The 12,355-nt window shown below is 59.3% G+C and carries 12 protein-coding genes; 6 read left to right on the top strand and 6 right to left on the bottom strand.

What is annotated here, in order from left to right; genetic code table 11:
- The 3 genes from OQK_RS15870 to OQK_RS15880 all read left to right on the top strand — a co-directional run.
- A partial coding sequence (locus OQK_RS15870) for a LuxR C-terminal-related transcriptional regulator (protein ID WP_238537189.1) occupies positions 1 to 739 on the top strand: 739 nt, incomplete at its 5' end.
- Between the two features lie 60 nt (positions 740 to 799).
- Positions 800 to 1,444, top strand: a complete 645-nt coding sequence (locus OQK_RS15875) for an MBL fold metallo-hydrolase (protein WP_016773249.1) — start codon at positions 800 to 802, stop codon at positions 1,442 to 1,444.
- Positions 1,445 to 1,565: 121 nt separating this feature from the next.
- Positions 1,566 to 2,300, top strand: a complete 735-nt coding sequence (locus OQK_RS15880; RefSeq protein WP_016773250.1) for an OmpA family protein — start codon at positions 1,566 to 1,568, stop codon at positions 2,298 to 2,300.
- Positions 2,301 to 2,527: 227 nt separating this feature from the next.
- On the opposite strand, the gene OQK_RS15885 is transcribed toward OQK_RS15880, so the two are convergent.
- The gene (locus OQK_RS15885) at positions 2,528 to 2,962 is read right to left on the bottom strand and encodes a YhcB family protein (protein WP_016773251.1); all 435 of its coding nucleotides are present in this window, start codon (positions 2,960 to 2,962) and stop codon (positions 2,528 to 2,530) included.
- Between the two features lie 144 nt (positions 2,963 to 3,106).
- Here OQK_RS15885 and OQK_RS15890 point away from each other — a divergent pair, with 144 nt between their 5' ends.
- The 3 genes from OQK_RS15890 to zapE all read left to right on the top strand — a co-directional run bounded on the left by OQK_RS15890 (position 3,107) and on the right by zapE (position 6,301).
- Positions 3,107 to 3,736 (top strand): alpha/beta hydrolase, encoded by a 630-nt coding sequence (locus OQK_RS15890; protein ID WP_038861235.1) that lies wholly within the window; start codon positions 3,107 to 3,109, stop codon positions 3,734 to 3,736.
- A 24-nt stretch (positions 3,737 to 3,760) separates the two neighbouring features.
- Complete coding sequence (locus OQK_RS15895; RefSeq protein ID WP_016773253.1) at positions 3,761 to 5,116, top strand: tryptophan--tRNA ligase; 1,356 nt, start codon at positions 3,761 to 3,763, stop codon at positions 5,114 to 5,116.
- Positions 5,117 to 5,206: 90 nt separating this feature from the next.
- Complete coding sequence (gene zapE / locus OQK_RS15900; RefSeq protein ID WP_016773254.1) at positions 5,207 to 6,301, top strand: cell division protein ZapE; 1,095 nt, start codon at positions 5,207 to 5,209, stop codon at positions 6,299 to 6,301.
- A gap of 45 nt (positions 6,302 to 6,346) precedes the next feature.
- Here zapE and OQK_RS15905 read toward each other — a convergent pair whose 3' ends face one another.
- The 5 genes from OQK_RS15905 to OQK_RS15925 form a co-directional block, all read right to left on the bottom strand.
- Positions 6,347 to 7,333, bottom strand: coding sequence for an asparaginase (locus OQK_RS15905; protein WP_016773255.1), 987 nt, complete (start codon positions 7,331 to 7,333; stop codon positions 6,347 to 6,349).
- Positions 7,334 to 7,402: 69 nt separating this feature from the next.
- Complete coding sequence (locus OQK_RS15910; RefSeq protein ID WP_238537191.1) at positions 7,403 to 8,560, bottom strand: hypothetical protein; 1,158 nt, start codon at positions 8,558 to 8,560, stop codon at positions 7,403 to 7,405.
- A gap of 62 nt (positions 8,561 to 8,622) precedes the next feature.
- On the bottom strand, positions 8,623 to 9,510 hold the full coding sequence (locus OQK_RS15915; RefSeq protein WP_038860996.1) for a nitrilase family protein: 888 nt from the start codon (positions 9,508 to 9,510) through the stop codon (positions 8,623 to 8,625).
- A 176-nt stretch (positions 9,511 to 9,686) separates the two neighbouring features.
- Entirely contained in the window at positions 9,687 to 11,636 is a 1,950-nt protein-coding gene (locus tag OQK_RS15920; protein WP_016773258.1) for a flavin monoamine oxidase family protein, read from the bottom strand.
- 183 nt (positions 11,637 to 11,819) lie between these two features.
- On the bottom strand, positions 11,820 to 12,355 hold a 536-nt coding region (locus OQK_RS15925; protein WP_157221904.1), incomplete at its 5' end, for a GlxA family transcriptional regulator.

The following is a 12,355-nucleotide window of genomic DNA, read 5'->3' on the forward strand; positions in this document are numbered from 1 at the left end:
CATCTGGGACGTGCCGCCGATCTACTATCTGGCGATGATCACCCTGGTCAAATGCGAGCTGTGGCTGGCCCAGGGCCGCATCGATCTCGCCGAGGCGTGGCTTGCAAGATTGGGCCAGACCTACACCGGCGAACACGCTGCGGCGCCACCGGAGTTTCATCCACAGCTGCCACTGCACGTGGAACTGCAACAGGCGCTGCTCGATGTGATTCAGGGGCAACCGATGCTCGCCGAAGGGCGGCTGAACGTGTTGCATGAAAACGGCCAGCGGACCGGGCGGCAGTTGCTCAGTGTGATGGCGTTGACGCAGAAGGTGGCGCTGTTGCTGTCCAGTGGGCGCGAGCCCGATGCGCGCAAGGTGTTGAGTCAGGCGCTGGAAGCTGCGGCCGGCGGCGTTTACCAACCTTTTGATGCGCTGCTGAAAAACCATGCCGACTGGTTGCGCGGGCAGTTGCAGGCGCTTTCCTGCAACGCCGTCAGCCAGCAGTTGCTTACGCATTTTCCAACAGCCGCGCCGCGCCCGAGCGTAGAAAACTCAACTACCGAACAACTCAGCAGCCGGGAATTGGCCGTGCTGCGCCTGATCGCTCAAGGCTGTTCCAATCAGGAGATCAGCGAGCAGTTGTTCATTTCCCTGCACACCGTGAAAACCCACGCCAGCCATATCAACAGCAAGCTCGGGGTTGAGCGGCGTACGCAGGCCGTGGCGCGGGCGAAGGCATTGGGGTTATTGCTCTAGCGACGGTAAAATTCGCCATCGGCCGTTGCCAACGGCGTTGACCCTGTCCAGGATTTTTCCATGACCACGCCCAGCCCTGCGCTTATCCGCGAAACCTTCCCCGTCGGCCCGCTCCAGTGCAACTGCACCATCATCGGCGACCCAATCACCAAAAAAGCCATCGTCGTCGACCCGGGCGGCAACCCTGATCTGATCATGGCGCGCCTCGACGCCCATGGCCTCAAAGTCGTCAGCATCATCCATACCCACGCCCATCTCGATCACTTTCTCGCTTCCGGGCAGATGAAGGAGAAAACCGGTGCGACCCTGCATCTGCACAAGGACGACCAGTTCCTCTGGGACAACCTGGAAATGCAATGCCAGATGTTCGGTGTGCCCTACACCCCGGTGCCGTCGCCGGATCGCTGGTTGAGCGATGACGAAGAACTCGCCTGCGGTTGTGGCGTGGCACTGCACACGCCGGGACATACACCCGGTTCCATGAGCTTTTGGTTTTCCGAGGCTAAGCTGTTGATAGCCGGAGACACGCTGTTTCGTCGCGGTGTAGGGCGCACGGATTTGTGGGGTGGCGATCAGGCGACCATCGTGCGTTCGATCAAGCAGCGGCTGTATACGCTGGACGAGGACGCGACGGTGGTTACCGGGCACGGTCCGGATACGCGTCTGGGTGATGAGATGCGCGAGAACCCGTTTGTGCGTGCCTGAATTTTTTGTCACGGGCAGCGGGCGGAATTTTTAGGCATTGTCATGATCCAACGCCCGCGCAGGTCCATTGATTGATCAGTGGCCGCTGCACCACAGAATGCAAAAAGACCAGGAGCTCTCCATGTTCACCACGCGTCGTTTGATTATTGTCGCTACTGCCGTGGCCGTGCTGTCCGGCTGCGCCTCGCCTAATCCGTATGACAATCAGGGTCAGGCCGACGGTGGCTCGCAAGGCATGAGCAAAACCGCCAAATACGGTGGCCTCGGTGCGCTGGCCGGTGCACTCGCCGGTGCCGCCATCGGCCACGACAACCGTGGCAAGGGCGCCTTGATCGGCGCTGCGGTCGTCGGTGCCTCCGCAGCAGGCTACGGCTACTACGCCGACCAGCAGGAAAAGAAACTGCGCGCGAGCATGGCCAACACTGGCGTTGAAGTGCAGCGTCAGGGCGATCAGATCAAGCTGATCATGCCGGGCAACATCACCTTCGCCACCGATTCGGCGAACATCGCTTCCAGCTTCTATCAACCGCTGAACAACCTGGCCAACTCACTGAAAGAGTTCAACCAGAACCAGATCGAAATCGTCGGCTACACCGACAGCACCGGCAGCCGCCAGCACAACATGGACCTGTCCCAGCGTCGTGCGCAGAGCGTGGCGACCTACCTGACCTCGCAAGGCGTCAGCGGTGCCAACCTGTCGGCCCGTGGCGCCGGCCCGGATAACCCGATTGCCAGCAACGGCGACGTCAACGGCCGCGCGCAGAACCGCCGGGTTGAAGTCAACCTCAAGGCTATTCCGGGTCAGCAGTATGGTGGTCAGCAACAGCAGCCGGGCACGGTGCAGCAGTATCCGTAAGCGATTGCCTGATTGAAGAAATGCCCGGTCCTGTGATCGGGCATTTTTTTGTGTCATCTGTGCCGGCCCTTTCGCGGGCAAGCCCGCTCCCAGATTTGAAATGCATTCCCCCTGTGGGAGCGAGCCTGCTCGCGAAGAGGCCGGCAAGCGCAGCGAAGATTGCAGATACAAAAAAGCCCCCGGACAACAGCATTGTCCGGGGGCTTTTTGTTGGGCGCGAAACCCGATTACTTCTTCAGACCATAATGCTCATCGAGCATGCCCGGCGAATTCGGGCTCTTCGGTGCGTAATCACGCGGTGGTTCCTGGTCGCGCGGCGGCGTCAGGCGCTCACGCGGTGCCTGCGCGGCATCCGCGTGCAGGGCGGCGATCAGGCGCTGGCGGGTCTGCTCGTCCAGGGCCAGACGGTTGGCGCCCTCGGCAAGATGATCCTGCACTTCCTGATAGCTCTGAGTGAGCTTCTTGACCAGCATCGCGGTGCTGTTGAAGTGGGTGACCACCTCGTTTTGATAACTGTCGAAACGCTCCTGGATATCATCCAGTTGACGCTGCGTGCGGCTCGGTGCGGCGTTCGGCGCAACGCGCGCGATCAGGAATCCAATGGCGACACCCACAACCAGGGCAAGAGTCGGTAACAACCAAACTAAGAGCGAGTGTTCCACGAGTCCTTCCTCTATAAACGGCTTTGCTTTACGTTAACGGCTCGAACCTGCGCTGTATACCGCGATTCACTCGCAATAGATTGGCACAGACAATTTGCTAGACGAGTCGACCCGATTCGAGGTCACGGAGTTCCTCCCTTGCTGATGCGTGAAACCCCTGTAGTGATTGACGGCCCTGTCGGCCAAATTGAGGCTTTGTATCTGGATAACGAGCAGCCGCGCGGCATCGCGCTGATCTGCCATCCGAACCCGGTACAGGGCGGCACCATGCTCAACAAGGTCGTCTCGACCCTGCAGCGCACCGCGCGCGACGCAGGCCTGATCACCTTGCGTTTCAACTATCGCGGCGTCGGCGCCAGCCAGGGCACTCACGACATGGGCACCGGTGAAGTCGACGACGCCCAGGCCGCAGCTACATGGCTGCGGGAAATACACCCGGATCTGCCGCTGACCCTGTTCGGTTTCTCCTTCGGCGGATTTGTTGCAGCAAGTCTCGGCGGCCGTCTCGAAGCCCAGGGCGTGCAGCTTGAGCACCTGTTCATGGTTGCCCCGGCGGTGATGCGTCTGGGCGAGCAGGATCAACTGCCGCAGCACGGCGGGTTGACCGTGATCCAGCCGGAAACCGATGAAGTCATCGATCCGCAACTGGTCTACCAGTGGTCGGAACAACTCCAGCGCCCCCATGAGCTGCTGAAAGTGGCAGAATGCGGACACTTTTTTCACGGCAAGCTGACCGATCTCAAGGATCTGCTGCTGCCGCGTCTCTCGAATTGATTGCAGTCTGACAAGCGATTACCCATGACCAACCGTACCCGCATTCTCACCGGCATCACCACCACCGGCACGCCGCACCTGGGCAACTACGCCGGCGCCATTCGCCCGGCAATCCTCGCCAGCCGCGACAGCCAGGCCGATTCGTTCTATTTCCTGGCCGACTACCACGCCCTGATCAAATGCGATGACCCGCTGCGCATCCAGCGCTCGCGTCTGGAAATCGCCGCGACCTGGCTGGCCGGCGGCCTCGATGTTGACCGCGTGACGTTCTACCGCCAGTCCGACATCCCGGAAATCCCCGAGCTGACCTGGCTGCTGACTTGCGTCGCCGCCAAGGGCCTGCTCAACCGCGCGCACGCCTACAAAGCCTCGGTGGACAAGAACGTTGAAACCGGTGAAGACCCGGATGCCGGCATCACCATGGGCCTCTACAGCTACCCGGTGCTGATGGCCGCGGACATCCTGATGTTCAACGCGCACAAGGTGCCGGTCGGTCGCGATCAGATTCAGCACGTGGAAATGGCCCGTGATATCGGTCAGCGTTTCAACCATCTGTTCGGTCAAGGCAAAGAATTTTTCACCATGCCCGAAGCGCTGATCGAAGAAAGCGTGGCCACCTTGCCGGGCCTCGACGGTCGCAAGATGTCGAAGAGCTACGACAACACCATTCCGCTGTTCTCCAGCGCCAAAGAGATGAAGGACGCGATCTCGCGGATCGTCACTGACTCCAAGGCCCCGGGCGAAGCGAAAGATCCTGACAACTCGCACCTGTTCACTCTGTTCCAGGCCTTCGCCACCCCGGCGCAGGCTGACGAATTCCGCAGCGAACTGCTCGGTGGTCTGGGCTGGGGTGAGGCGAAGAATCGCCTGTTCCAGTTGCTCGACAGCGAGTTGGGCGAGGCGCGCGAGAAGTATCACCAGTTGATCGAGCGTCCGGCGGACCTGGAAGACATCCTGCAGATCGGTGCGAAGAAGGCCCGCGCCGTGGCCACGCCGTTCCTCAATGAATTGCGCGAAGCTGTCGGCCTGCGTTCTTTCGTCAATCAGGTTCAGGTGGCCGCGACTACCAAGAAAAAAGCCGCGAAAGCCGCGCGTTTCGTCAGCTTCCGCGAGGACGACGGCAGCTTCCGTTTCCGTCTGCTGGCGGCCGATGGCGAGCAATTGCTGCTGTCGCGTAACTTCGCCGACGGCAAAACCGCCGGCCAGGCGACCAAACAGTTGCAGTCCGGCGAGCCGCTGGATGTGCGTACTGAAGAACTGAGCTTCAGCGTCTGGCTGGCCGGTGAGTGCGTGGGCGACAGCCCGGCGTTTGCCGACATCGGTGCGCGGGACGCCGCCATCGAGGCGTTGCGCGTCGCACTGACTCCAGCTCAAGACTGATCGGCGGCACGACCCGACCAAGGGCCGATTGCCATTCCCACAGGCCGTCGCTACAGTGACGGCCCGTTTTTGTTGCCTTGCTAACGAATTATGACGCCCCTAGAACGATATCAAGCTGATCTGAAACGCCCGGACTTCTTCCATGACGCCGCGCAGGAAACTGCTGTGCGTCACTTGCAGCGTCTGTACGACGACTTGATCGCCGCTGACCAGAACAAGCCGGGTTTGCTCGGCAAGCTGTTTGGCAAAAAGGATCAGGCACCGGTCAAGGGCCTGTATTTCTGGGGCGGCGTCGGTCGCGGCAAGACATACCTGGTCGACACCTTCTTCGAAGCGCTGCCGTTCAAGGAAAAGACCCGCACGCACTTCCACCGCTTCATGAAGCGTGTGCACGAAGAAATGAAAACCCTGGGCGGCGAGAAGAACCCGCTGACCATCATCGCCAAGCGCTTCGCGGCCGAGTCGCGGGTGATCTGCTTCGATGAATTCTTCGTCTCCGACATCACCGACGCGATGATCCTCGGCACGCTGATGGAAGAGCTGTTCAAGAACGGCGTGACCCTCGTCGCGACGTCGAACATCGTTCCGGACGGCCTGTACAAGGATGGCCTGCAACGCGCGCGCTTCCTCCCGGCCATCGCCCTGATCAAACAGAACACCGAGATCGTCAACGTCGACAGCGGTGTTGACTATCGTCTGCGTCACCTCGAGCAAGCCGAGCTGTTCCACTATCCGCTCGACGAAGCCGCGCACGAAAGCCTGCGCAAGAGCTTCAAGGCACTGACACCGGAGTGCACGGCGGCGGTGGAAAACGATGTGCTGATCATCGAGAACCGCGAAATCCGCGCTCTGCGCACCTGCGACGACGTGGCCTGGTTCGACTTCCGCGAACTGTGCGACGGCCCGCGCAGCCAGAACGACTACATCGAACTGGGCAAGATTTTCCACGCCGTGCTGCTCAGCGGCGTCGAGCAGATGAGCGTCACCACCGACGACATCGCCCGTCGCTTCATCAACATGGTCGACGAATTCTACGACCGCAACGTCAAACTGATCATTTCTGCTGAGGTCGAGTTGAAGGATCTGTACACCGGCGGACGCCTGACCTTCGAGTTCCAGCGCACCCTGAGCCGATTGCTGGAGATGCAATCCCACGAGTTTCTGTCGCGGGCGCACAAGCCTTAAGCGGAGTCTCGGCAAAAAAAAAGGCCTGCAATTGCAGGCCTTTTTTTATGGGGCCAGTTCAGCGAGGCAGGTTGCCAACGTTGATTGCTGTTGGCAGCCAACCAGAAGCCACAGCAGAATTCTCGCTTTGCGCGGGCATAGGAACCCAGCCATCACGGCACCTTTACGCGTCATATCGATTTCACTGCCGACGAAGCCATAGGTCACTTGCGCCGTCGCGCCACAACCGGTGCGGGTGGCGATGATCACTGGAATATGTCGGGCAATGCCTTCGATGACGTTGGCCCAGTTCGCTGAAACATGGCCGGCACCGAAGCCAGCGATCACCAGGCCGGCGTAACCTAGCTCCACAACCTTCTCTAACAGCAGACTGTCTGCACCGAGCGAAGCTTCCAGCAAAGCAATATTCTGGCGGGTGTCTTGGGGGATCGGCAAAACATGGCGCGCAATCGGCGCATGGAAGTAGCGCGGAGCGCCTTCTACTATCAAGCCAGCAGGGCCGGTCAAGGGCGAGGCGAAGGCGTGCATGGCCATTGAATCGACTTTGCGCACGCTACTGGCGCGGTGAATCTCGCCGTTGATAACCACCTGTGCTCCGCGCCCATGACTGCATGCCGCCAGCGCAACGCGACCGGCATCCAGCAGGTTTGCCGGGCCGTCAGCCCCTGCTTGCATGGCAGAGCGCATGGCGCCAGTCAGCACCAGTGGCTCGTCGTGCGCCCACAGGTAATCGAAGAAAGTGGCGGATTCCTCCAGGGTGTCCGTGCCCTGGATGATGATGACTGCGGCCACGCCTCGGCTGATCTGCGCGTTGGCCCAGTCCAGCACGTTCAAGAGATATTCGAAATCCAGTGACGCGCTGGGCAACAGTCCGAAAGTTTCGACGGTCAGTTGCCCAAGCGTTTTCAGTTCAGGCACGGTGTTCAGCAGCATTTCCCCGGACACCGCGGGGACGACGCCTCGATCGACGTGCGTCGATTGCATGCTGACAGTGCCGCCGAGCGCGGCAATGGCCAGTTTTGGCAGTTCCATGTGATACCTCGCGAAGAAAGACCGGCTGTACCGGGGACTACCCAGATGCCAGCCGGGGCAGGGGAAAGATCAGTGGCTGGCCAGCCATCCGACGATTGGCAGGATCAATAGCGTACTGAGAGCCATCGACAACACGTTCCCGATAAAGCCATGCATGAAGCCTGGCAGCCGCTGCGCGAGGGCGCAGGCCAATGGCGGAGCGATCAGGGCGCCGAGCAGCGCACTGGAAATGATCACTTGCCAATCTGCACCGTAAGTGAGGATCGCAGCCGGAACAACGGACACCAGCGGTACATAGGTCGGATACCAACCGCGCGCCATCCACTGCTTGCGCCAGATCACCACGCCCAAGGCCGAGGTCAGCGCCTGACCGGCCAGCAGTTGCGGCAGCAGACCGGTGCCGTAGACCGGACTCATCGGGTTGAGTGTAAATGCGAGCAACGCACCGACAATCAGTCCCAGACTGGCCCACTCATTGCCGAAGAAAGGCGCTTCGGAAAAATCTGCCAAGACCCGGCGCATGCTCCACACCAGGCCGTAATCCGGCGCCTTGGTGGGCACGGTGGCGCTGGCTTGCATGGCGACCTGCTCGGGTTCCGCGGATTTCACCAGGCTCGGCACACAGCGACAGAGCACGAAGGCGCCGATGCTGGCGATGGCCATGCCCGAAACATTGCCAATCACCACGGGCAGCCCGAGTGGGTTGCATACGTAATTGACCATCAGCAGACACAGAGGTGTCACGAACAGGGCGCCCATGATGGCGCCGTTGATCGCGACCTTCCAGCCTGCACCGAACATCAATACCATTGCGGCAGGCAACGACACGAATGCCGCGAAGGTGGGCTGCCAACTGGTCGCGGTGACAGTCCAGCCCCATAGCAGATTGCTCAGCACCAGGCCCAGCAATGAGCTTGTGACCAGCCACGGCCAGAGCCCGCTGCCGTAACAGATGGTGAAGCCTTGCCAGGCTTTTCCCGTTCGATTCGCCCAATAGCCCAGATATGCACCAGCCAGTAGGCCGATCGAGGCAAACTCGTGTTTATAGAATGCTACCTCGCTGATATCCCCGAGCACCCAGCGCAGCCAGGCAGCAGCGTCGGGAAAGCTCGAGACCATATGGCCGTAATCCGGCCAGCGTGCCGACCACAACGAATGATGGGTGAGCGATAGCCAGGCAATCAATGCGGCCGCACCCAGAATCAGGCCGATGATGGTGCTATCCATCGCGGTTCTGGCCACGATTGTTTTGCGTTGCTTTGCGTGAATGTCCATAGCCCGGCCTCCGGTCAACGCGGCAGGCACGGATGCTGGGTGTAACCGAGCATTCGATCGTAGACATCACAGCGCCGATCACGGTGCAAATCGTTCAGGTCGTTCCAGATTGGCGCACTGCGCGAGCTGGTCAGGTCGATATCGGCGTAGAGGATTTCCTGCTGGTCGGCGGACGCCACGCGGCCAATCGGCCAGCCGTTAGTGCCAGCAATCAAAGAGCATCCAAGGTAACGAGCGCCACGCTCTTCGCCGATTCGACTTGCCGCCGCGATGAACACGTTGTTGACGTGCGCTGCGGTCATGGTCAGGTACGAAGCCATGCACTTGCCGGCGTCATCGAACAAGGGCGGTGGTGTCCAGACCCAGTTGTTCAGGCTGCAGATGATGTCCGCGCCCTGCTGGCTGAGGATCCTCGGGACTTCGGGAAACCAGATGTCCCAGCAGATCAGCAGACCGATGCGACCGATCGGCGTTTCGAACACCGGGAAACCGCTATCGCCTGCAGTGAACCAGAGCTTCTCCAGATTCCACAGGTGCGCCTTGCGGTATTTGCCGATGAAACCGTCAGGTCCCAACAACACGGCTGTGTTGTACAACCGTGCCCCTTCGCGCTCGGTCAGCCCTGCCACCAGATACACCTGATGCTGGCGGGCAAAATCCTCCCATCGGCTCACGCTCGGCCCATCCGGAACCGATTCGGCGTGATCGAACGCATCCTGTCGAGTGCGAAAGAAATAACCGGTGTTTGTCAGCTCGGGCAAAACGATGAGGTTGGCACCACCATTGACCGCCTGCAGTGCCAACTCCAGGCTATTACTCAGATTCGCTGCACGATTTTGCGTACCGACCTGCGGATCACATTGCACAACCGCAACACGAACAGGGCTTGTTGACTCACTCATTTTTCATGATCCCTTATTGTTGTTTTCACGCCATCGGGTGGCGGGGAACATAAGAGTCGAGTCAGCACTGGAAGGTAAGTCGGCGCTTTCCGGTTAAGTTGTAGTACGCCTCCTAGGACGATTAAACACATATCGACGATGCACGCTCAGGACGCTGAATTGCGTGACTGAAAACTTCATGGTCCGGTCTGGTAGTGTGGATAGTCGGTTATCTGGAAGCCGCCATTGAACTGCGCCGAGGTTTTTTCGCAAATATGAATCACCGCATCGATAGCGCCGCGAAAGCAGGGCTCGGTCCAGCCGGCATCCACTGAAAACGACTCGCCAGAAAGATACAGCCCGGAAACACTGGAATATTCGCGGTTGTATTTCATCAGGCTTACAGCGTCGTGGTAGGCGCCGGGGCGGTAAAGCTTGGCGCACCCAAGCGAGTTCTTGTCGGTGATCCAGCGCTGTACGACGGCTTGATTGAGGCCAATGAAAGGCGAGATGCGTTGCCCGATATTGCTGCAGTTCATCAGGATTCGATCCAGTTCTTCGGCACATTTGGCGACCAGCTCCTTGTCGCTGAAACAGCAGAGTTTGGTAGCGTCATCTTCCCAGGTATAACTGAGAAGAATGCAGTCATAGCTGTAGTGATCGTTATAGCGGTAGGTATAAACATCGTGGATAAAACTGTCCGTGACGATCGCTTGGGGGATAGCGGTATTGCCGGACAGGAAGGATTTCTTCAGTGGCGCGAACACTTTGCAGCTGGTTTCCCAATGTGCAGTCTTGTACGCATTGATCGTTTCGAACGGCAGCATTTGTGCAGTGAAGTTTTCAAGCCTGATTCGTGTTTCGATCAACCACGAAGGCAGCGTCATGATCACGGAGTCATAATCGCTGAAATGTTCCTGGGCCTGATGGGGGCGACTTTGCTTCCAGTTGTAGTAGACACGGGTTTTACCGCTGTCGAGCTTTTTCAGCCGAGTGACGGAGCTATCAGTCAGCAAACCTTCGCGGTATTGCAGGCTGTGTTCGTGGAAAGACATCGCTGTTTCATCAGGTTTGATGAACATAAGGCTTTCACTCAGCGCCGCCAGACCTAGGTAGCGCGGGCCTTCGAACTGCAGCCCGGTTGAATCGAAAACCGCATTGCTGCGGATATGCGGTGAGTCAGGCAGAGGATCGCCTTTTTCATCTACCCGACCCAGCACCAGTTGCAAGTGACTGCTGAACCCGAAGATGGCAGTGCGCAGCGGGTACAGTGCACAGACGTCATAGAATGCGCCCCAGCTGCCGTCACCGATGCCGATGGCATAAAAAATGGCCGATTCCTCTGGCGACATTCCCATCCCGCCAAAATCGCCCGGCGCGTCTTTTTCCCAGCGTTGCAGCACCGGCATGCTCACCAGATCACGGAAGGAAATGGCGTGATACCTGGCGACAATAGCTGCCCACACGGACTCCCATTCCTCGCTCGCATAACTGTCGCAAACGTGCCGGGTCATGCGGTCGGCGAACGCTCTCCATTTTGCATACACCGCTTGTAGCTCCTCGCCGGGAGGGCGGGTCTGACCGTCGGCGTTTTTCCAGATAAGCATTTGCGGCGTAGCCTGCTCTGACAGGCTGCCCTCGCGCAGATAGATGCCGGTTGATTTGACCCATTGGCTGCCGGGATTGGCAAAATCTGAAAGGGCCAGGTCGAATATCGTCGTGTAGTAGGCCATCAGCGAACGATCTTCCTTCGGCGATTCTCCTTCGCGATTGAACAAAGGCATACGCATCGCACCCATTTCGAACGGGGTATGGCTGGCCTTGGATTGAGGACTGCCGGGAACGGTCAGGTGCCTGCCGCCGATTCGCGAGGACTGTTCGATCAGCGTGATCTGGGTGAAGCCGCAGCGCAGCAATTCTCTCGCTGCCGTCAGGCCTGTGATGCCTGCGCCGATGATGCAGATTCGATGGCTCGAATCAGTCGCTCGGGCGATTCCGCCTGGCTGCTCCAGTAACGCGCGATAGTCAAAACACAGGTCCGGCGGATTGGGGAAACGGGCTTTCCATTTTTCCTGTGGCGAACGTTTTTTGCGTTTTTCAAGGCCAGGAGCCTGTGAGGGATAGTTGTAGCTGGAGCCGATGGTCACTGTTGATCTTCCCTGATGCGATGTGCTTGGGAAGTAGTCTGGTCGGCGCAGGCACGTCCGAACAGTCGTAAAACACAGCCAGACGCTGTTCTGTTTTCGTTCATTTGTGTCGGACGAATCACAACTTACAAGCCGGTCCCCGTGGAAGGACTACACCCACAGGGACGTCAGTCTGGCGGAAGTTTACGCAGCCTGCTGAAACTGTTGCCGATACTGGTTAGGCGACAGCTCGGTGTGCTGGCGGAACAACCGCGCGAAGAAGCTCGCATCGTCGTAACCGACCTCATAACTGATGGTCTTGATGCTCTTGCGCGTGCCCGAAAGCAAGCCCTTGGCCGTCTCGATGCGCAGGCGCTGCAAGTAGTGCAGCGGTTTGTCGCCGGTGGCGGTCTGGAAGCGGCGCATGAAGTTGCGGATGCTCATGCCGTGCTCGCGGGCGACGTCTTCGAAGCGGAATTTATCGGCGAAATGTTCTTCGAGCCACTGCTGGATCTGCAGGATGATCACGTCCTGATGCAGCTTCTGCCCACCAAAACCGATACGTCCCGGCGAATAGCTGCGCTGCACTTCGTAGAGGATGTCGCGGGCCACGGCTTGCGCCACGTTCGCGCCGCAGAAGCGTTCGATCAGATAGATGTAGAGATCGCAGGCCGAGGTAGTACCGCCGGCGCAGTAGAGATTGTCGGCGTCGGTCAGGTGCTTGTCCTGATTCAGATAGA

The sequence above is a fragment of the Pseudomonas sp. R62 genome (assembly GCF_000257605.1).
In the GTDB taxonomy this organism is placed as follows: Bacteria; Pseudomonadota; Gammaproteobacteria; order Pseudomonadales; family Pseudomonadaceae; genus Aquipseudomonas; species Aquipseudomonas atacamensis.

Excerpts from the sequence above, each read along its gene's own strand:
- OQK_RS15880 (WP_016773250.1), top strand. The coding sequence starts at position 1,566 with ATGTTCACCACGCGTCGTTTGATTATTGTCGCTACTGCCGTGGCCGTG.
- OQK_RS15915 (WP_038860996.1), bottom strand. The coding sequence starts at position 9,510 with ATGAGTGAGTCAACAAGCCCTGTTCGTGTTGCGGTTGTGCAATGTGAT.
- OQK_RS15895 (WP_016773253.1), top strand. The coding sequence starts at position 3,761 with ATGACCAACCGTACCCGCATTCTCACCGGCATCACCACCACCGGCACG.
- OQK_RS15910 (WP_238537191.1), bottom strand. The coding sequence starts at position 8,560 with ATGGATAGCACCATCATCGGCCTGATTCTGGGTGCGGCCGCATTGATT.
- zapE (WP_016773254.1), top strand. The coding sequence starts at position 5,207 with ATGACGCCCCTAGAACGATATCAAGCTGATCTGAAACGCCCGGACTTC.
- OQK_RS15875 (WP_016773249.1), top strand. The coding sequence starts at position 800 with ATGACCACGCCCAGCCCTGCGCTTATCCGCGAAACCTTCCCCGTCGGC.
- OQK_RS15890 (WP_038861235.1), top strand. The coding sequence starts at position 3,107 with ATGCGTGAAACCCCTGTAGTGATTGACGGCCCTGTCGGCCAAATTGAG.
- OQK_RS15905 (WP_016773255.1), bottom strand. The coding sequence starts at position 7,333 with ATGGAACTGCCAAAACTGGCCATTGCCGCGCTCGGCGGCACTGTCAGC.